This window comes from Pedobacter segetis (genome assembly GCF_016623585.1).
Lineage (GTDB): Bacteria > Bacteroidota > Bacteroidia > Sphingobacteriales > Sphingobacteriaceae > Pseudopedobacter > Pseudopedobacter segetis.
In genome coordinates this window covers 1-20348 of record NZ_JAEHFY010000031.1, presented here as the reverse complement: position 1 = coordinate 20348, position 20348 = coordinate 1, and the positions used below count along the sequence as shown (strand labels likewise).

Genomic DNA, 20348 nt, shown 5'->3' with positions numbered 1-20348 from the left:
GAAGATGTAAATTTAGTAGGGTCGGTTCTAGCTGACCATCTATTATCGTAGCAATTATTTTTCCAAATGATATTTTTTAACCCCGGACCTTTATGTAGACTAGGAGCTCCGGCTTGTAAGGCGCCCCAGAGGTGTGTGCTAGGTATAGTAATGCTGTTCTGTTCAATAAGATTATTTCCGTAATCACCATCATGAAAATTAACATCAACTTCAATAGTATTTTGATAGACCACATTGTACTGACAATTTGCCTTCTGAATACCTAGATGGCGTATTTTTTTATGGTATTGTTAAAGCACAAAACATAACTACTAGCACCAATTCCAAAATAACCACTTCCACTATCACCTTTATTAAAACCGCCATCAACATAACAATCTCTAATGGTTACATAGCTTGTTCCATACATTACTAAGGGCGAATTGCCGATATTTAAAAAACTACAGTTTTGTATCCAGCTATTTTTTGTGCCTCCATGTAGATAAACTGAACTTACATAAAAAGTAGGTTGGTTGTTTGCATAACTTGATGGGATAGGAGTAATACCACCGCCGTCATATTGTATGGTTAAATTATCTAGACCTGCATTACTGGCATTATTAAAATCTATACCATAAGCAGTAACCATTGCAGCGGTTCTAATAGTAATATTGAAGATGGTTAAGTCTTTAATACCTACCAAACGCACTTTATTTTTCATTTGCACAGTTGCATCAATGGTGTAAGTGCCTGCATTAAGAAAAATTTGACCTCCTCCCATTTGCGATACGGAATTAATAGCTGTTTGCAAACCCGCACTATTGATGGCATTTAACGTAAGTTTGATTGGCGTTGCAGAAATTTCAGGTATTCCACCAGTTACACCAGCTTTTACCCATTCTCGCATTTCCGGGAAATTAGTATCATCAAAAGATGTGCTTTTGAAAGTAATACTAGGATCGCCAACTCTTAAATCAGATATATAATTACTGGTACTATCTATAATTGTAGTTTTTATGGTATCAATTATACTGGGCTCTACAAAGGCTGTTTTATTTTTTTTACAAGCGGCAAATATTAAAACAGAGATTAAAAACCAACTAGATAAGTTGAAATATATTTTCTGTTGTTGCTTATTTGATTTTTTCATTTAGATTTTTTGAAATAATAGCGTCTACTAATAGATTTTACTTAACTTATTTATCGCTATTGTTGGCTTTTGAGTGATTGATTAGGGAGTAATGTTTTCAACAATAAACAGTAGCAAACTGTTTAAAAAAAGCTACTACCGTTTAGTGTATTTTGATAAACCATCATTTTGATTACTTCACTGCGTATAAAGTTCCGTGAATAGGTGTTTTACCTACCATTTCTCTAAAATTATTATAGATGCCTGCTTCTGTAAGGGGTTTTACTACATAAGGGCCATTATAAATTTTGGTAGAAAGAGACCATGGGGTATGATTGCTGTGATTTTGTTCCAATACATTGTTTTTATATATAAAATTAGGGTTGTTTGACAATGTGTGTTGAATAGACCAAGGTCCCATAATTCCATAATAAATATCAGTCATGTCAGAAGGAAGGGTAATGTTATTTTGTTCTATTAAATTATTCCCATTATCGCCTGAATGGAAACTGATTTCTTGTTCGATACTATTTTTATAAACAACGTTATATTCGGAACCTGAACCTTGCAAAGAGAAATGTCTTAAATGGGTTACAAAGCAATCTGTGATGAGGTTATAGCCTCCCATAAAAAAGAAATAGCCTTCACCACCACCGCCTTTGTTCTGTACACCATCAATATATAATTTTCTGAATGTGTTATGATCTGCATTACAAACCAACGGATGAGTACCACTATCTTTAATTTTAACATTATCTAAAAAACAATTGGTTGTGCCATTTTTTAAACCTACCGACCAACTGGTAACATCAGGACGTGGAGATACCCCGCCGTTTCCCGGATTCCAGTTTTGAGGTGGAGTACCCCAACCTCCTAATATCGTTAAATTGTAAATCCCAGATTTTGTAATATTCCACAATGCAAATGCAACACCTGTTTTAAATGCTGCATTAATTTTGCAAACGGCACTGTCTCTACTTTCGCCCACTAAATAAACATTACTTTTTAATTTTACTTGCTCTGTTATATCGTAAGTTCCATTAGGCAGATAAACGTACTTACCAGCCGGACAACTGCTAATTGCAGCATTTATAGCAGTGCTAGTTTTAGCCGTAACAGTTGCACCCTTAACTAAATTAGCCAAAATAGGGATACCTGATGGTGCACCTGCTGTAGCCCATATTTTCATTTTTGCTGCCCAAAACGGATCTTCCTTACTTGCGTCATAAACAAAACCTGGGTCTCCTATTGTAGCCCCAGCTGCGGCATTAGTAGAACGAATTTGATCTGATATTGCTTCAGTACTACTTTCTGAAAGCGAAGATTTTTCACATCCCATTAATAATTGAGTAGAGATGAATATTAAACTAATTTTACCGAAAAGTTTAATAGAGTTTGAATAATTAAAAGTCTTTTTCATTTAATTGGTTTTTATTAGTTAATAGACAAAATTCAAGCTGAGCTTTATTTCTCAGCCATATAATTTAGTTCTAATAACTAGTTTATAATTTGGTTTATTAAAAGGCAATTTACTTTGTTGAAATTTTGTTGTAGTGAAAATTCTTCCTAAAAAAGAGTTTAAAATTCCTTTTTTTAGTAGCTATTAGATTAATGATACCCTCCTAAATCGATGATATGAAACTAAAGAGTTTCTTTTTTGAAGGTTATTAGTTGATTGAAATGAGTGATATTTTCCTTATTAGGATTAAATACTTCCTTTTCTCTAAAAGGATTTCAAAGGGAATGTTGGATTTAATTATAATTGTAATAATAGATTGAATCAGATTCAAATTTTGTATTCATTTTTATACCAATTATTAATCTAAAGAATTTAAACATGAAATTATTTAACTGTCTAATATGGGTTTTACTCTCATTGAGTTCAAATTTAAGCTTTGGGCAAAATACTGGCATACTTCATCACAAAAGAGTTTTAATACTTGGCAATAGCATCACTCAAAATGGCAGATATGTTGATTTTCTGGAGTATTATTTATTGAAAAATTATCCGAATGAAAAATTGGATATCATTAGTATCGGTTTGTCTAGCGAAACGATTTCTGGTGCTTCAGAAGTTGGTCGTCCGTTTCTAAGACCCGGTTTGCATACCCGTTTAGATTCTGCCTTATCCCTTACTAAACCGAATTTGGTAATTGCGATTTACGGTATGAATGATGGTCTTTTTTCAAACCCTGACGAGGTGAAATTTGAAGGTTATAAACAAGGTGTTTTTAAGCTGATTGCTAAAGTAAAGCAAGCTGGTTCGAAATTAATATTGATAACCCCTACGGCTTTCGATCCTGACCCAATTATGAATAGAGTTTCAAAAGATGGCGAGCCTCATTCTTATGAAAAGCCTTATTTTAAATATAATGATGTTTTAGATACCTATAGTAGTTGGTTAATCACTTTAAAAAGTAAAGAGTTACCTATAATTGACTTACATGGTTTCATTAATAATTCGATTCAGGAAATAAAAACGATCAAAAAAGATTCCACTTTAACTCCTGATGGTGTGCACCCAAATGATTTAGGACATTATTTAATGGCGAAAAAAATATTAATGGATTTATATCCAGAAATAAAGTTAGATGAACCAAATAAAGCATGGGCAATTTTAAAATCTGATCCTATTTTTCTATTAGTTGCTAAAAGGAGATTAATCTCCTCAAATGGCTGGCTGGCATATGTTGGTTATACCAAGGAAACCAACGTTAAAACTTTCAATATTAAGCCCGTTATTGAACAACTTGATTCGCTTGATAAAGAAATTGCGGCACAACTAAAGAAAAAATAGCTTGATAAAATAATATTAAAAGCAAAAGCTAGACTTAAAGTCTAGCTTTTGCTTTTAATATAGTCATTAGGAGTAATACCATAAACCTTTTTAAACTCTCTGCTAAAGTATTTTGCATCATTGAAACCTACTTGTATAGCTACCGATAAAATATTTGTTTCGCCTTGCTGGAAAATATCAACCGCATGTTTTAAACGCTGGCCTTTTATAAATTCATTTAGTGATAAATTGGTAAGCGCACTGAATTTCTTATATAAAACAGATTTACTCATGCCAATTTCAGATGTTAGAAAAGCGATATCTAGATTGCTATTATCAATATTGTCTTCTATAATTTGATGTAACTTTTGAAGGAACTTCTCGTCTTGAGATGATTCTGAATGAGTAATTGCGGGTAATTGCTGAAGCTGCTCACTATATCTCTTCTGCAACGCACTCCTTAAAGCTAATAAGTTATGTATGTTTAGCTGCAAAATTTGGTCGCTAAAAGGCTTGGTAATGTAAGCGTCTGCCCCGTGTTGTAAACCATGAATTTGATGTATAGGCGCTGATTTTGCAGTCAACATAATTACAGGAATATGCGATGTACGGATATCTGCTTTTAACTTTTTACAAAGTTCTAAACCATCCATTATAGGCATCATTACATCACTAATAATTAAATCAGGAAGTTGGTTAATGGCTTTCTTCCAACCTTCCAATCCGTTTTCACTTACATGAACATGATATTGATTTTCTAATGACTGCTTTATAAAATCTCGCAGCTCATCATTGTCTTCCACAATTAAAATATGGGAATCGTTCTTTTTATCATTTACAGTATTCAAATCAATTAAATACTCGGTGTTGGGCTCACTGATATTTTCAATAAAATGACTTTCAAGCTCACTAGTAGGAGAAATATCTTGTTCGTTTAAATGCTCTTTCCCAAGCTGCAATAAAACGGTAAAAATGGTCTGTCCGTCTTTATTTTCACTGGCTGGTGTACTAGATACTTTTATTTCACCTTTATGAAGTGTGATTAAACTTTTCGAAAGTGCTAATCCAATTCCTGTACCCATGCTTTGTTCGGCCTGATAAAAATTGTTAAAAATATCATCGATATTATTGATTGCAATTCCTTTTCCATTATCGGTTAATATAATCTCAACTTGATTCTCTTTACGCCTAATCTTTAGATTTATAATTCCATTATCAGGAGTAAATTTAAAAGCATTGGAGAGCAGATTGAAAAACACTTTCTCCATTTGGTCTTTATCAAAATAAACCAAAATCTGAGTATCGCTACTTTCAAAAGAATATTGGATATTTTTTGATTCGGCTAGTGTTTGGAAATGTTCATAAATTTCAGCCAAAAAGCTGACCATATCTTCTTCAAAGAAATATAAGCGGAGATTTTCAGAATCGGCTTTTCTAAAATCTAATAACTCATTCACCAATCTGTATAAACGCTCTGTGTTATTTTTAATACTAATTGCATATTTATTAGCCTGTGTATTCTCTATGGTTAAGCGTTCTAGTTTTTCTATTGGGCCTAGAATTAAAGTTAACGGCGTTCTGATTTCATGCGAAACATTAGTAAAAAAATCTAATTTCATTTGATAGTTTTTTTGCTGATGTTCTGCCTCCAAATGCTCGAAATAAAGATCTTGTTTAAGCTTTGCTCTTGCTCTAAAAAATTTAAAAATGTAAAAGGCAATTAGTGATATGATGGCTATATAAAACAAATAAGCCCACCATGTTTTCCAAAATGGTGGACGTACCACAATCTTAATTTCTTTTAGCTTATTGCTCCACACGCCATCATTATTGGCTGCTTTTACCAAGAATGTATAATTACTTGCGGGCAGATTGGTATATGTTGCTGATGGATTATCTACATAATTCCATTGCTTCTCAAAACCTTTAAGAATATAAGCATATTTGTTTTTGTTGGATTTGATATAATTTAAAGCTGAAAATTCGATGGTGAAAATATTTTGATCGTACTGAAAAGTCAGGGTATTACTAAAGTTGATATCGCTTTTTAGTAGCTGCGTTTCATCACTAATTTTAACCGGAACATTAAAGAGTTTAAGATTTGATAATACTACGGATGGCGCAACTCTATTTTTTTCTATTTTTTCAGGCACAAAGCTGATTAAACCATTATAAGTTCCAAAAAACAAATTGCCCTTACTATCCTTCAGAAAAGAATGAGTATTAAATTGATTATCTGGTAAACCATCCTGGATATTAAAACTTCTAAACGCATTTAAACTACGATTGTATTTTACTAAACCGTTATCTGTACTTATCCATAAGTTTGTATCCTCGTCTTCAGCTATAGCTAAAATATTATCGCTCGGTAAACCATTAGTCGTATTGAAAATTTTATAGGTGTTTTTTTTCAAATCAAGCAATGCTAACCCTGTATGATAAGTCCCAACCCACATATTGCCTTTACTATCCTGCTGAAAACAATTGATGTTATACTTAAATTCCTTTTTTAAGCTGTCTTTGAAACTTTTGTATTCCAATTTTCCACCTTGGTAAAAATGTATTCCGATTGGAGTACCCACCCAAACCATTCCGTTCTTATCTTCAAATAATGCTGTTATTTGCTGCTCCAAATATGTTTTCTTTGCACTAGAGGTTAAAAAACTAAATTTTTGTTGCTCAATATCATAGATATTTAAACCTAAATCGGTTCCAATAAATAGCTTATTCTGTTTAGTTGTAATTAAACAGTTGATATTATCTGATGCGATACTATTTAAATCACTTGTTTTATGTTTAAAAGATGTAAAGCTCTTTGTCTTGGTATCAAAAAAATTTAAGCCTCCTAATGCTGTTCCAATCCACAAATTTTGTTTTTTATCAATCGCAATAGCTTTAACTAAGTTTGAACTTAGGCTGCTATTGTTACCAATCACGTTTTTGTAAGTGCTGAACTGCTGATTTGTAGTATTGAAATAATTTAATCCCCCAGCTTCGGTTCCTATCCATAAATTTCGACTATTATCTTCCACAATGGCACTGATAATATTGCTGCTAATGCTGTTTTTTGTAATATCATTTTGGTAAATGTTAAAGGGAGTGTTTACCGAATAAACTACGTTTACACCACCAAAGTAAGTTCCAATCCATACCGAGCCATTTTTATCTTGAAAAATATCATAAATGGAATTTTGGCTCAAACTATTTGGCTTTGCCGGGTCATGTTGATAATTATTAAAACTAAGTGTTGTTGGATTTAAGATGGACAAACCATCTTGAGTACCAATCCACAGCGAACCGTCTATATGCTTTAATATTTTTCTAACGTTATTATTAACTAAAGAGTTCTTATCACCATCATCCTTGGTAAGGTGCTGGATATTAACCTTCTCTTTATCAAAAGAATAAATACCATTACCTTTAGTACCAACCCAATACTTTAAATTTTTATCTTGTACAATACTAGTAACCTGATTAAAACTTGCTCCGTATTTAAATATATCCTTAAATCGCTTTTTTAATATTAGTTTTTGATTAGAGAAATAGGCCTCAAACAAACCCGCTGAAGTCCCAATCCATATATGATTTTGGTGGTCTTCAAAAATTTCTGATACCTGTAAATTTGATCTAGTAAAAGCAACTGGAATGATTTTTTTACTGTTGACGGCTTTAAATTTAAGTTGCTTTAATGATCCTATCCATAAATTACCTTTGCTATCCTTAAATACTTTTAAAAGATCATTTCCGATGGGGATAATTTGCTCAAAGGAATTGTCTTCAGGATGATATAAATCTAATCCGCTAGATACTACCCAAATATCCCCATTATCTCCTAGAACTATTTTTTTGATAAAATCATTAGAGGAAATGCTGTTCTTATTTTCCGGATCGTTTGTAAAAACCTTAAATGTTCTGCCATCAAAACGGTTTAATCCGTATTTAGAACCTAACCATATATATCCAGTTGAATCTTGATTAATTGATAGGATAGAATTATTTGAAAGCCCGTTTGCTACAGTTAAATGATTAAAAACTAAATCTTTAGATTGAGCAAAACCTTTTGGGTTAAAAATAAATAGACTCAATAAATAAATCCCAAAGAATAGAAAAAGCTGTTTGTAGATTTTCAAAATATTTATTGAGTATAAAAATTCAAATAGTACTTAAACCAAGTTCAGGTATAAAACTAACCCTAGTTCTTAAAAAAACCGAATCAATAGGTATTCTATATTAATAATTGGCAAACAAATGTAATACAAACTACAAAATTATAATTTTCGAATTACGCTGTTAGTGAAAATAACAATCTAATCTTAAAAATCCAATAAAAGTCTTTAAAAAGGAAAATATTAACCTTCTTAAGGAAATATTTAATCTTTTTATAGGCCTTATTGTTTCAAATTTGAGACGTAATTATAACCTTTTATTTATTTGAATTATTTACTGCGTAATCTAAAGCACTTAATTTATTATTAAGTATTTTAAGGTTCACAGTTTAATAAATCCTAAATTAAATACTACCGATTATCCTATATGATGAAGATTTTAAAAAAATTATTACTGTGTTCAATTGTGCTAATGGCCTTCTCTAGTTTTATTGATAATTCTGGAGATTTATTAGTTAAGGAAGGATTTAACCGAGCTCAGTTGCTGTATACAAAAATGCTAAGTATTGAAAAAATTCATACTGCTTTCCCACGTACCACTGCTCCGGATGGAACTTTAAAGACCACCGATTTAAAAGACTGGACTGCAGGATTTTGGGCGGGTGATTTATGGCAAGTTTATGAATACACAAAAGATCCAAAATGGAAGGAAGCAGCCACTAAATGGACAGTAACTTTAAAAGATAATCAATTTAATAAAGGTACCCACGATTTAGGCTTTATGATGTTCTGCAGTTACGGAAATGCCTATCGCTTAACAGGTGATAAGTCTTACCGAGATATCCTCATACAATCCGCTAAATCTTTATCCAGCAGGTATAACCCCATTACTAAATGTATCGAATCATGGGATCAGCGTTTATCTTGGGATGGAAAAACGTTGTGGAAGTATCCTGTTATCATTGATAACATGATGAATTTAGAATTACTTTTTTGGGCAACCAAAGAAACCGGCGATTCATCTTATTATAAAATAGCCATTTCACATGCGAATGCTACCATGAAAAACCACGTGAGACCAGACTTTAGCACTTATCATGTGGTTAATTATGATGAAAAAACAGGCGAAGTATTAGATAGGCAAACTTGCCAAGGGTTTGCAGACAACTCTACCTGGGCAAGAGGTCAAGCTTGGGCGATATACGGTTTTACAATTATGTATAGAGAAACAATGGATAAAAAATATTTAGACTTAGCACAAAACTTAGCAGATTTCTTTTTAAACAACAAAAGCTTACCAAAGGATAAGATTCCTTTATGGGATTTTAATGTAAACCAAGAAGGATATAAACCACAATGGGATTATAACCGAGAAAAGTATAGCTCTCCAATTCCTCGTGATGCATCGGCTGCAGCTATAACATCATCGGCATTATTTGAGCTCAGTACTTATTTACCGAAAGAGAAAAGCTTAAAATATAAAAACAGTGCTATTGAAATTTTACGTTCATTGAGTAGTAGTGTTTATTTAGCCATTCCGGACACTAATAATAATTTTTTAATCAAACACTCTGTAGGAAGCTTGCCACATAAAGCAGAGATTGATGTGCCTTTAAATTACGCTGACTATTATTATTTAGAATCATTGTTGAGATACAAAAAGTTGAATGACGGAAGTTCTAAACTTTAATATGAGGCACTTATTTATTGTCTTCATTCTATTTGGCAATGGCTTATTGTGCTTTTCACAACAAGAAGCCATCATATTTCAAGAATTTAAAAACGACAAGCAAAAATGTATTTTACCCGATTTTTCCTATGCTGGCTACCATTATGGAGAGTTAGCTCCTCCTCAAATAACTGAGAATATTATCGATGTTACCAAAAACGGCATTAAAAATAACACTAAGAAAGACCAAACCAAAGCAGTTCAACAACTGATGGATAAAGTAGGTGCCATTGGCGGAGGTGTTATTTATTTTCCTAAAGGGATCTATTATTTTAACATGGAGGCTGATGATAAGCAATTCTTAAAAATTAACTACAGCAACATTGTTATTAGAGGCGATGGGAATAACTTAGAAGGAACCGTCTTTTTTGATGGTAATTCATTAACACAACACGATATTAGCCCTTGGTTATCTCCTGCTTTAATTCAAACAGGCACTCAATTACAAAACACAAAAAGCTTCTGGGGTATTGATTATCCTAAAAATACAACTAACCTTAGCGACGTAGTTTCGACAAATGGAAGAGCGGTAAGTCAAGAAATTCAAGAAGCTGGGATTTTAACTCAAATCATTAAAAGCGCAAAAAAAGGTGATGAAATTATAAGTTTAAAAAACACCCAAGGATTGCATACAGGAGATTATGTTTTATTAGGATTATTCAACAATGATACAAGCGGAACACTCATCAAAAGTATCATTAAGCCCATCAAACAATTTTATGATTTTGAGGTCTCGGCAAAAAATGCAGGTCCAAGTAGTGCACCATCTTATCAATGGTTAGTACAAATAGAAAGTGTAAATAAAAACAACATCGTTTTAAAACAACCTTTAAGAAGAGATTTTGATTTGAAATACAATCCCGTTTTAGCAAAGGCACCAATGCTTACTGAAATTGGTATTGAGGATATTTATATTAAATCCGCTTGGGCGGGATATTACTGCCACCATGGCTGTGAAGGTAGCAGCAAAAACCAGGGCGAAGAGATGGATTATGGATGGAATGCCATTAATTTTTGCAGAGTTGCAAATGGATGGATTAAAAATGTAGCGATGGAAAATTTTACTAGTCCTCTCTATTTATTAGATAGTAGAAACGTAACCGTTACAGATTTAGAATTTTTAGGTTTTGATGGTCATAGTGGTATAAAACTCTATAGCCATGCTGCTGATAATTTAATCGAGAATATCAATTTCAAAAACAATTTTACACACGTATTAAGTAGCGAAGGGAATGCCTACGGTAATGTTTTTAGAAATGTAAATTATAAAGCAGCTAGCGGACAACCTGGCTTTTTCGACTTTCATGGTTTTAGCGATAGAAGATTTTCGCCCCCTGCCGAAAACTTATTTGAAAACATCAAAGGGTTGGGGAAAATTAGTGGTGGTGGTGCACCAAATAATTTACCACACACAGCAAATTACAATACTTGGTGGAATGTAGAAATGGCTGATTTTAACGCTACAAATTCAGAAGTTTTTTATAGTTGGCAATCTCCATTAAAAGGGCTAATTAACAATAACTTAAGTCATCAAATGTATCCTAAAAGCATATTAGTCGGCGTTTATCAACCCAATTTTAAATTGACTATCAATGGCAGCTCATCAGAAATAAAAAGTGAATGGATCTACACTGAGAACTTTAATAAGGGAATTGTTTATCCGCTGTCTTTATATCAATCACAATTAGAGATTCGATTAAATAAAATGAATACGAAAAAGGAGTAAAAAGTAAGATTTTAACCCAAGTATGAAAAAAAACTTAAAAATTCACATTGAAATACATTTGATATCAACTAACCAAGTTAAACCAATTTATTAAACGAGAATTATGCGGAAATTTTATCTTCTTTTAGTCTTTCTATTTACTGAATTTTCTGGATTTTCCCAGTAAAATAGGAAAGCTAACAGACCAAGGAGATGAAAAAACATTGATTGGTTTAAGTATAGTAATTAAGGGTCCTATAACTGGGACAAATACTGATTTAAACGGACAATTTATAATCAACATTCCGCAAGGCAAATCATCAACCTTAGTTTTTAATTATATAGGCTAACGAACAAAGGAAGTTTTGTTTAGAAAATGAAATTTCACTAAATGTTAAAATAAGTTACTAAGATAAATATATTGGTTAAGAAAATATGAGCATAAATAAAAGCATAATTAATATATAATTTAAAAGTTTTTTAGCATTTGCTATTGCATTAAGTAATTTAATTTCGGTTCAGGCTCAAGAAAGCACTATTTTTGCTTGGTGATTTTTCAAACTTCATAATAAATAAAATTAATGAAAAAGTATTTAACTATCCCGCTTACTGCTTTGGTTTTGGTAGCTTGTTCTAGCTATGTAAACATACAAAGTAACAAGACAACAGCAACAGAAAAAGTCGTTGACAAAAATAATGTTGTGGCACAACCCAAAAAACCAAATATCTTAATCATTTTTCCCGATCAATTAAGAAGGTATAGTGCTGGTTTCTGGTCTGAAACACCTTATAGACAGGAAGCAATAGGAAAACCCGATCCAGTAATTACACCAAATATTGATAGATTAGCCAAAGAAGGCGTTGTTTTTACCAGATGTATAGCTAATTTCCCTTTATGTAGCCCTTCTAGAGGGATGATGCTGACCGGAATGTATCCAGAACAAACAGGGATTTGGAACAACTGTTTAGTAGGGCGTAATGAAAGTTTAAAAAACGATGCTAAAACCATTACAGATGTGTTTTATGAAGCAGGTTATAATACCGCTTATTTTGGTAAATGCCACTGGTTAAAACCAGTTCCTGTTTTTGATAAAAATGGAAATTATATGGGAACAACGGATGCGCCCGGAGGTAATTATATGAATAAATACGACACTTATGTGCCACCAGGTACTTCACGTCATTCTATCCAATATTTTTATCAATCTGTAAAAGACGAACATTTTAACCCCCACGTTTACTCAAGTGATCCATACGCTATTGACGGTAAAAAAGATGGAGAAATGTATCTGCCAAAAATCTTCTCCCCTAAAAACGAAGCTGATAAAATTGTAAAATATCTACAAAACACCAACTCCGTACGAGATGTAAACAAACCATTCTGCATGATATGGGCCATCAACCCACCTCACTCTCCTTTTGATGATGCGAATACAGATATGGACATGGAAAGAAAATATTACGATAAAGATAAATACCCTACCATAGACAGCAATTTGGTAGTCCGTAAAAATGCAGATTTAAAGGTTGCAAACTATGCCAGAAACTATTTTGCCAATGTAAGCAGTATTGATCAATACATTGGTGTTGTTTTAAAAGAATTGGATAAAATGGGTGTTTTAGACAATACCATAGTTCTTTTTAGTTCGGATCATGGCGAACTACTGGGAAGCCACCACTTAACCGGAAAAAACCATGTAGAAACAGAATCCTTAGCTGTACCTATGATAATCCATTGGCCTAAAGGGATAAAATCAGGTATTAATAAATCTATTTTTAGTACACCTGATATTATGCCAACTTTAATGGGTTTGGCTGGTTTAACCAATCAAATCCCATCAACTGTACAAGGAGTTAACTTTTCTAGCCATTTAACAAATCCTAAAACAGCTACTCTTAAAACACCAGAAGCCGCTTTAATAATGCTTAGCAATTCTAGAGGTGTTTACAATGGAAGATATACTTTGAGCATTAAAGAAGGCGAAACTAAACAGATTGATGAGGCTTTTCTTTATGATAATTTAAAAGACCCTTACCAACTTATTAAAATTAAGCTTGAGGACAGAGCTACGGATGCCAAACAGCTTTTAATACAATTAGGTAAATTGTTAAAAGAGAAGAACGACCCATGGTATCAAAAGAAAAAGTTTAAAGAAATTATTCCCTATCCCTCAAACTAAGATTATCTTATCAATAAAACGATGAGTTTGTACTGGCAATAATTAGTTCAAAGAATAGAAAATAACTCACCCAAAAAAGGATGTTAAAGATGAAGTCCGAAGAAATTATTAGGTCGCGAATGACAACCATATTACTTCAAGAAGCCAAACAGAAATTTGAATTATGAAAATAAAAAAACAAGCTTAATTTATTATTTCTTGGTGTTAGGCACCTTTTTTTCGTGTTCACAGCCTAAGCAGGCAGATACCGAAACTTCTAAAAAACCCAATATTCTTATCATTTACGTAGATGATTTAGGTTATGGTGATGTAAGTTGTTATGGAGCCACCGCAGTGCAAACCCCAAATGTTGATAGTTTAGCAAATCACGGAATGAAATTTACTGATGCACATTGTTCTGCATCTACTTGTACGCCTTCTAGGTTTGCTTTACTTACCGGTAGTTATGCTTTTAGAAATAACGCAGCAATTTTACCTAGCGATGCACCGAATTACGCACTTTTATATTGCGAATTGATGCATATTTTAGCAATTTGACACCAACAAAAAAGCCTGCAAACTTTTGATTTGCAGGCTTTTAGTTGATTTTGATGCTGAATTGTGTAGCCCGTAGGGGAATCGAACCCCTGTTTCTAGAATGAAAATCTAACGTCCTAACCCCTAGACGAACGGGCCATAATTTAAAAACTTGTTTTGCTTTCAGCTTTATGCTTCCAGCCTTTAGCTTTCTTAGGTAGCGGGGACAGGACTCGAACCTATGTCCGCCTGCTGCCGGATAAGAGCCCGGCGAGAACTAAATCCCTATCGCTGCTTTTTGCTACTTAAAATAGGTAGCGGGGACAGGACTCGAACCTATGTCCGCCCTCTGGCGGATAAGAGCCCGACGAGAACCAACTCCCTATCGCTGCTTTTTGCTACTTAAAATAGGTAGCGGGGACAGGACTCGAACCAATGTCCGCCTACTGGCGGATAAGAGCCCGGCGAGAACTAAATCCTTATCGCTGCTTTTTGCTACTTAAAATAGGTAGCGGGGACAGGACTCGAACCTATGACCTTCGGGTTATGAGCCCGACGAGCTACCAACTGCTCCACCCCGCACTATATTTTTGATCTGTTATTTCAATCTTAAAGAAAAACACTTTCTGTTTAACTTTTAAAGTCCTTTTCAGAAATAAATGATTTCCCTGAATTGGTCTGCAAAGATATAATTCGTTTCTTTGTACTCCAAATAAAATTTAAAATAAAATTCAATGGCGCATAAAGCAGGTTTTGTTAGTATCATCGGTAAGCCAAACGCAGGTAAATCAACCCTTATGAATCAGTTGGTTGGCGAAAAAATGGCCATTATCACACCAAAGGCACAAACTACTCGCCACCGTATTTTGGGCATCGTAAATGAAGAAAATTATCAAATAGTTTTTTCAGATACGCCCGGAATCATCAAACCTGCCTATAAATTGCAAGAAAACATGATGAGTTTTGTGGATAGCTCTTTGGTTGATGCCGATATATTGGTTTTTGTTACTGATATCAATGAAAAGCAAGACGAAGACGATGTTTTGGAAAAACTAAAGAAGACATCCGCTAAAGTTTTGGTGGTGATCAATAAAATAGACCAATCTCAAAACCATCTGATAGAAGAAAAAATAATCTACTGGAAAGAGAAACTAAACCCCGAAGGTATCGTTGGTGTTTCTGCCCTTCATGATTATAACCTCCAACCGATAATGTCATTTATACTAGAAAATCTGCCAGAGCACCCTGCCTATTACGAAAAGGATGAACTGACCGATAAAAGCGAAAGGTTTTTTGTTTCTGAGATGATAAGGGAAAAAATATTCAAGTTTTATAAAAAAGAGATTCCTTACAGTACAGAGGTGATCGTTACCGCATTTAAAGAAGATAAAAAAATCATAAAAATCAGTGCCGAGATTATCGTTGAGCGTGATTCTCAAAAAAATATCATCATTGGCGCAGGTGGATCAATGCTGAAAAAAGTGGGCACTTACGCCAGGGAAGACATGGAAGTGTTTCTTCAGAAAAAGGTTTTTTTGGAGATGTTTGTAAAGGTGATCCCCGATTGGAGAAACCGTGAGAATTACCTGAAGAACTTTGGTTACAGCGAGTAACTTTTTCGGTTTCTAATTTACCTCGGTCCCAGTTTTATAAAATAAGCGCTTTCCCTTGTACGGGGAAAATAATATTTAACTGAAAAGGATTGTTCGCCTTAACTTCGTCTTTAATTTCTTTTATATGATTGCCGGATGGTTTAATGTGCGTAATTACCACGTTAAAGTTTTTTAAGGCAGCCGTTCCGGTATATTGGCTCAAACGTTTCATTTCTTCTAACCAAACGTTTGGCGTTAAATGGCCAAAAAGTTGTTTTTCTGCTTGCGAATTAGGGAAAGACACCTCAATCATCATCGTTCTTAGCTGATGATCTTTTATAAAAGGCGCCACCGCTTTCCAAAGGCTATCCAATTTTTGTGATTGCTCTATCCTATCCGATCCTGTATCTCCCAAATAAAGTAAGTAATCGTTTTTAGAACGCAGTAAGAAAGCGGTGCTTTCATAAGGTTTTGCATGGCTTAACGGAAAAGCGGTAACCAACATTTGGGTGTTTTGTAAAGGTAGCTCTTCTCCTTTTTTTAGTTCTACATAATGATATTTGCCTAATGCGGGTTTCTCTCCCTCATTGGCAAAATTTGCCCAGCTTTCCCAACTAAAATAATGCTTTTTTAAAACGGCCAATGTGTAGGGCATCGCATAAATAGGCTTTGGGCTGTCATCAGGGGAGTTGATCACCAGCCCTGCCAAATGATCTAAATGGCCATGGGAAATAAGGTAACCTTTTATGCTATCTCTTAAAATTTGATTGGCATCCCCATTAAATACATAATTATGAATAGCCTTTTGGATCCCGGCGTTTAGCGTACCAGCATCCAAACAAACATAATTTTTTTGCCCTTTTGGGGTAACCATATAAGCAGAGAGGTTATCTTCATGGCTGCCTCCCAAAACGCCTAGTGGCACAATCTTAAAACTTTGCGCAAGTATTATCGGGGCAAACCCATAAAGAACAAGAAACAATAGCAAGCGTTTAATCATGGGTATAAATTGGTTTTATGAGCTTAAATTCTGGTTGCGGCTTTAGATTGATTAGTTTGCCTTTTTGCCATAATCTAAGCTCTTTTTTTAAAGATTTCTGGTTTTTTTTGGTAATGTTGCCGTCATCTAACATAGATAAATCTGGTTTCCCTGCATTTACCCAAGCCGTGTACCAAAAGCCCGAAGTGTAATAGACTGCGGCCCTCATTCTGCGCTCTAGCAAACCATCAAGGTTTTTATGCAACGTTTTAACATAATCATCAGAAAAATATAAATCACCATACTGGTTTTTCACGGGTTTATCGGCATCATCCAAAAGCAAGATATTCTTTTTTGGGAACGATTTTCTTAATGCGGCATCTGCCTTTAACAAAGTATCGGCGCAAGCATTGCTTGTTGCAATCATTTCCCAAGTTGTTTTGTTGATATCGTTAAAATAAGGAGCCGGCCCTGTATTCAGATTGATCGTTTTCCCAAACATTTCTAGCATTTCTCCTTCAAATAAAGAATGTATGCCCTGTTGGTTGGTTTGCTTGCCATTATGGTTGGAAGAGGTGTGTAGCGGCATATTCGCATCTCCTATATAATGGCCCAAAGTAGCGGCAATAAATAAAATCTCGTTTTTGCTCTTCTGTTTAAAGGCGGCTGTTAGCTTATCTTGCATTTCTTCGATAGTCCACGGTAAGGATCCTTTCTTGCTCAAACTATCTTTATTTATTTTGGCATAAGCCGATTGATAATCCTTGGGCAGAGTTTGCAAAGCATCGGGGCCATAATCTTCTAGGTCTATATAATGTCGAGGAAACTCGGCCTTATCCCCAATGGTATATTTACGGATATCGGGCACAACGGATTCTTCGGTAATAAAATCGGCGTGGTTATAAAAAAATGCCTTTAAAGGGTTTGGCAAAGCCAAAATAGAAGCATGGTTAATGTACTGATGCCCCCAACGCCCCCAAGCAAAAGCAAAACCGGCGGTAAAGCTTAAAAATAAGATAATGGATATTTTTTTTAAAGCCTTTTTCATGTTTATGATTTTAGCTTCAAATTTAAGGTTTTGATGTTGGTTGAAAGATAACAAAATTGTTAGGCTTAAAATTTAGGGTTTTAAGGTATTGTAAAACAGCATAAATAATTTTTACCTATGCGTTTTACCCGCTATGGGGCAAATTAAGTTGTATGTTTATCTGCCCAGGATAATTTAAAACCTCTTCTAAATTGGGATAGGAGATGCTGTATAAATGGCTAACGTAATGGGCCGGCTTGGTAAACATCAAAAGCAATTATCGCATTTGCTTTAAAATGCGTTGGTTATCAACTATTTCTGGGCTTGTAAAACAGAAAACTGATTATTTTATTACCTTTGCAAAAAAAATTATGCCGGCAAGATAAGGCTGGGAACAAGTTATGAGTAATATATTAGCGATCGTCGGGAGACCGAACGTAGGAAAAAGTACCCTATTTAACCGTTTAACAGAAAGTAGGAAGGCAATTGTTGATGATGAAAGCGGTGTAACCCGCGATAGGCATTACGGGATCGCAGAATGGACACACAAAAGTTTTACTGTTATTGATACCGGGGGATACGTTTTCAACTCTGAAAATGTTTTTGAAGCTGCCATTAGGGAACAAGTTCATATTGCTATTGAAGAAGCCAATGTGGTGTTGTTTATGGTAGATGTTACCACCGGAATTACAGATTTGGAAGATAGCATTGCACAAGTTCTTAGAAAAAGCAAAAAACCGGTTTACGTGGTGGTTAACAAAGTTGATAACCATCAACTACAGTCAGATGCTACCGAATTTTATAGCCTTGGCTTGGGAGAGATTTTTTGCATTTCTTCTATGAGCGGTTCTGGCACTGGCGAACTTTTGGACGAGGTGATCAAGAATTTTGACGAAATACCGGAAGAAGAAAACAAACTGCCTGTTTATGCGATTGTAGGCAGGCCAAATGTGGGTAAATCTTCTATGATAAACGCCTTGATTGGTGCCGATAGGAATATAGTAACCGAAATTGCGGGTACAACCAGGGATTCTATCCATATCCATTACAACCAGTTTGGGCATGAGTTTATGCTGATCGATACCGCTGGATTAAGGAAAAAGACGAAGGTGCATGAAAATATCGAGTTCTACTCGGTAATGCGTACCATTAAAGCTTTAGAAGAAGCTGATGTTATTATTCTGATGATCGATGCCGTTGATGGGGTCGAATCTCAGGACATCAATATTTTCCATTTGGCAGAAAAGAACAAAAAAGGGGTGGTGATAGTGGTAAATAAATGGGATTTGATTGAAAAAGACCATAAAACCGTTTTAGAGTTTACGGATAAGATCAAAGAAAAATTAGCACCATTTGTTGATGTGCCCATCATATTTACTTCGGTAACAGAAAAGCAAAGGATTTTTAAAACGGTAGAGGCCGCAGCAAAGGTTTACACCAATAAAGTAAAGAAAATACCAACTTCTAAACTGAACGATGTTTTGTTGCCGATCATAGAGAAAACACCTCCACCGGCCACAAAAGGGAAACATATCAAGATAAAATACATTACCCAAATTAATGCGACTTCGCCAATGTTTGCTTTCTTTTGTAATTTGCCACAATATATAAAAGAGCCTTACAAGCGTTTTATCGAAAATAAATTAAGGGAGCATTTTGATTTTGAAGGCGTTCCTGTTCAGATATTCTTTAGACAGAAATAGGTTTTGTGCTGATAGTGGGTTTTATTTTGTGATCGGTGATCAGTATTTGGTGATCAGTGATTTGTAATCGGTAATCAGGTACTTACTTTTATGGAAATTTTGTATCCGGTTGTGGTAATTCGTAATTATATAATGGCTAAATTTCTTAATGAACTATTTCAATTAATGACTAATAAACTAAAATCAACAAACATGAAAAAATTAGCAACACTTTCTTTATTAGGTATTGCCTTAGGTTTTGCAGCTTGCAATAACAATTCAAAATCCGAAAAAGAAATTGATTCTTTAAACCAATCTGCAGCAGATTCTTTATTAAATTCTGCCTTAAATGATACCAATGCGGTTGATAATGTAAGGACAGATAGTGTTTTAGTTGCTGATACCTTGAAGAATAAGAAATAATTTTCTCAAAATAGTTGAGCTTTGAAAAGCTGTCTGTAAAGACGGCTTTTTTGCGTTTATAGCTATTAATTTCTATTTAATATATTGTTCATATTTGATGATAATTTGGATTTAGCGTAATTCTATGTTCGTGTTTAATTTAAAACAGATTTATACGCTCATTTTTATAGCTATACGAAAACACCTTTAGTTTTATGAAAATTGGTAAGCCTAGGTTGCCAATTTTTGTTTTTTTTTGATCTTACCTTGTCTTTATGTTTCGCGAACATTAAGGGAGCAACTTTGTCCTACCAAGGTGGTAATAGAAAGAAACTTAAAAAACTTAAATGTTAATGAAATGAAAAATTTAGAATTAGAAAATTTTGGACTTACTTATTTGTCATCATTTGAGAAGAAGAATATTGATGGAGGAGATTCAAATGGACTGATGCGCAATTCAGAATCTAGTTGTATATTCCGATGAAGTTGACCATGTAATTCCGTGGCAAACTGACCAGTGATTAAGCTGGCGAAGAGGTTTGAAAG

Annotated in this window: 15 protein-coding genes and 2 tRNA genes; 9 read left to right on the top strand and 8 right to left on the bottom strand. The window is 34.2% G+C overall.

All coding sequences use genetic code 11. The features are described from left to right. The 3 genes from I5M32_RS16785 to I5M32_RS15835 all read right to left on the bottom strand — a co-directional run. On the bottom strand, positions 1–233 hold a 233-nt coding region (locus I5M32_RS16785; protein WP_234461989.1), incomplete at its 3' end, for a hypothetical protein. 29 nt (positions 234–262) lie between these two features. Beyond that, positions 263–1129: a glycoside hydrolase family protein gene (locus I5M32_RS15840; RefSeq protein ID WP_200588060.1), complete on the bottom strand. Its 867-nt coding sequence runs from the start codon at positions 1127–1129 to the stop codon at positions 263–265. 172 nt (positions 1130–1301) lie between these two features. Further along, positions 1302–2528 carry a glycosyl hydrolase family 28-related protein gene (locus I5M32_RS15835; protein WP_200588058.1) on the bottom strand — a complete coding sequence of 409 codons (1227 nt, stop codon included), beginning with the start codon at positions 2526–2528 and terminating at the stop codon, positions 1302–1304. Positions 2529–2945: 417 nt separating this feature from the next. On the opposite strand from I5M32_RS15835, the gene I5M32_RS15830 reads away from it, so the two are divergent. After that, positions 2946–3905 (top strand): SGNH/GDSL hydrolase family protein, encoded by a 960-nt coding sequence (locus I5M32_RS15830; RefSeq protein ID WP_200588056.1) that lies wholly within the window; start codon positions 2946–2948, stop codon positions 3903–3905. Between the two features lie 41 nt (positions 3906–3946). Here I5M32_RS15830 and I5M32_RS15825 read toward each other — a convergent pair whose 3' ends face one another. Further along, positions 3947–8014 (bottom strand): hybrid sensor histidine kinase/response regulator transcription factor, encoded by a 4068-nt coding sequence (locus tag I5M32_RS15825; protein ID WP_200588055.1) that lies wholly within the window; start codon positions 8012–8014, stop codon positions 3947–3949. Between the two features lie 403 nt (positions 8015–8417). Between I5M32_RS15825 and I5M32_RS15820 the strand changes: the two genes are divergently transcribed. From I5M32_RS15820 to I5M32_RS15800, 5 genes are all read left to right on the top strand, one after another. Continuing rightward, positions 8418–9680, top strand: a complete 1263-nt coding sequence (locus I5M32_RS15820; RefSeq protein WP_200588054.1) for a glycoside hydrolase family 88 protein — start codon at positions 8418–8420, stop codon at positions 9678–9680. A 1-nt stretch (position 9681) separates the two neighbouring features. Next, on the top strand, positions 9682–11445 hold the full coding sequence (locus tag I5M32_RS15815; protein WP_200588053.1) for a glycosyl hydrolase family 28-related protein: 1764 nt from the start codon (positions 9682–9684) through the stop codon (positions 11443–11445). 140 nt (positions 11446–11585) lie between these two features. After that, on the top strand, positions 11586–11774 hold the full coding sequence (locus tag I5M32_RS17035) for a carboxypeptidase-like regulatory domain-containing protein (RefSeq protein WP_394370323.1): 189 nt from the start codon (positions 11586–11588) through the stop codon (positions 11772–11774). A gap of 231 nt (positions 11775–12005) precedes the next feature. Next, entirely contained in the window at positions 12006–13604 is a 1599-nt protein-coding gene (locus I5M32_RS15805) for a sulfatase family protein (protein WP_200588051.1), read from the top strand. 201 nt (positions 13605–13805) lie between these two features. Beyond that, positions 13806–14141 (top strand): sulfatase-like hydrolase/transferase, encoded by a 336-nt coding sequence (locus I5M32_RS15800; protein WP_317193146.1) that lies wholly within the window; start codon positions 13806–13808, stop codon positions 14139–14141. 66 nt (positions 14142–14207) lie between these two features. Here the strand turns inward: I5M32_RS15800 and I5M32_RS15795 are convergent. Together I5M32_RS15795 and I5M32_RS15790 are read right to left on the bottom strand one after the other, a co-directional pair. After that, positions 14208–14279: transfer RNA gene (locus I5M32_RS15795), tRNA-Glu, on the bottom strand. 350 nt (positions 14280–14629) lie between these two features. Next, a tRNA-Met gene (locus I5M32_RS15790) sits at positions 14630–14702 on the bottom strand. 152 nt (positions 14703–14854) lie between these two features. On the opposite strand from I5M32_RS15790, the gene era reads away from it, so the two are divergent. Beyond that, positions 14855–15733: a GTPase Era gene (gene era / locus I5M32_RS15785; RefSeq protein WP_200588050.1), complete on the top strand. Its 879-nt coding sequence runs from the start codon at positions 14855–14857 to the stop codon at positions 15731–15733. A 34-nt stretch (positions 15734–15767) separates the two neighbouring features. On the opposite strand, the gene I5M32_RS15780 is transcribed toward era, so the two are convergent. Both I5M32_RS15780 and I5M32_RS15775 read right to left on the bottom strand, forming a co-directional pair. Then, the gene (locus tag I5M32_RS15780) at positions 15768–16712 is read right to left on the bottom strand and encodes an MBL fold metallo-hydrolase (RefSeq protein WP_200588049.1); all 945 of its coding nucleotides are present in this window, start codon (positions 16710–16712) and stop codon (positions 15768–15770) included. After that, positions 16705–17739, bottom strand: a complete 1035-nt coding sequence (locus I5M32_RS15775) for a zinc dependent phospholipase C family protein (RefSeq protein WP_200588048.1) — start codon at positions 17737–17739, stop codon at positions 16705–16707. Before I5M32_RS15775 ends, I5M32_RS15780 begins: the two co-directional genes overlap by 8 nt. 380 nt (positions 17740–18119) lie before the next feature. Here I5M32_RS15775 and der point away from each other — a divergent pair, with 380 nt between their 5' ends. Both der and I5M32_RS15765 read left to right on the top strand, forming a co-directional pair. Continuing rightward, the gene (gene der / locus I5M32_RS15770; RefSeq protein WP_200588046.1) at positions 18120–19421 is read left to right on the top strand and encodes a ribosome biogenesis GTPase Der; all 1302 of its coding nucleotides are present in this window, start codon (positions 18120–18122) and stop codon (positions 19419–19421) included. Positions 19422–19613: 192 nt separating this feature from the next. Further along, positions 19614–19823: a hypothetical protein gene (locus tag I5M32_RS15765; RefSeq protein ID WP_200588044.1), complete on the top strand. Its 210-nt coding sequence runs from the start codon at positions 19614–19616 to the stop codon at positions 19821–19823. The last annotated feature ends 525 nt before the right edge of the window (positions 19824–20348 follow it).

Bases quoted from the DNA above. Each gene is read 5' to 3' on its own strand.
- I5M32_RS15820 (WP_200588054.1), top strand. From the start codon at position 8,418: ATGATGAAGATTTTAAAAAAATTATTACTGTGTTCAATTGTGCTAATG.
- I5M32_RS15830 (WP_200588056.1), top strand. From the start codon at position 2,946: ATGAAATTATTTAACTGTCTAATATGGGTTTTACTCTCATTGAGTTCA.
- I5M32_RS15780 (WP_200588049.1), bottom strand. From the start codon at position 16,712: ATGATTAAACGCTTGCTATTGTTTCTTGTTCTTTATGGGTTTGCCCCG.
- der (WP_200588046.1), top strand. From the start codon at position 18,120: ATGAGTAATATATTAGCGATCGTCGGGAGACCGAACGTAGGAAAAAGT.
- I5M32_RS15765 (WP_200588044.1), top strand. From the start codon at position 19,614: ATGAAAAAATTAGCAACACTTTCTTTATTAGGTATTGCCTTAGGTTTT.
- I5M32_RS15835 (WP_200588058.1), bottom strand. From the start codon at position 2,528: ATGAAAAAGACTTTTAATTATTCAAACTCTATTAAACTTTTCGGTAAA.
- I5M32_RS15775 (WP_200588048.1), bottom strand. From the start codon at position 17,739: ATGAAAAAGGCTTTAAAAAAAATATCCATTATCTTATTTTTAAGCTTT.
- era (WP_200588050.1), top strand. From the start codon at position 14,855: ATGGCGCATAAAGCAGGTTTTGTTAGTATCATCGGTAAGCCAAACGCA.
- I5M32_RS15840 (WP_200588060.1), bottom strand. From the start codon at position 1,129: ATGAAAAAATCAAATAAGCAACAACAGAAAATATATTTCAACTTATCT.
- I5M32_RS15815 (WP_200588053.1), top strand. From the start codon at position 9,682: ATGAGGCACTTATTTATTGTCTTCATTCTATTTGGCAATGGCTTATTG.
- I5M32_RS15805 (WP_200588051.1), top strand. From the start codon at position 12,006: ATGAAAAAGTATTTAACTATCCCGCTTACTGCTTTGGTTTTGGTAGCT.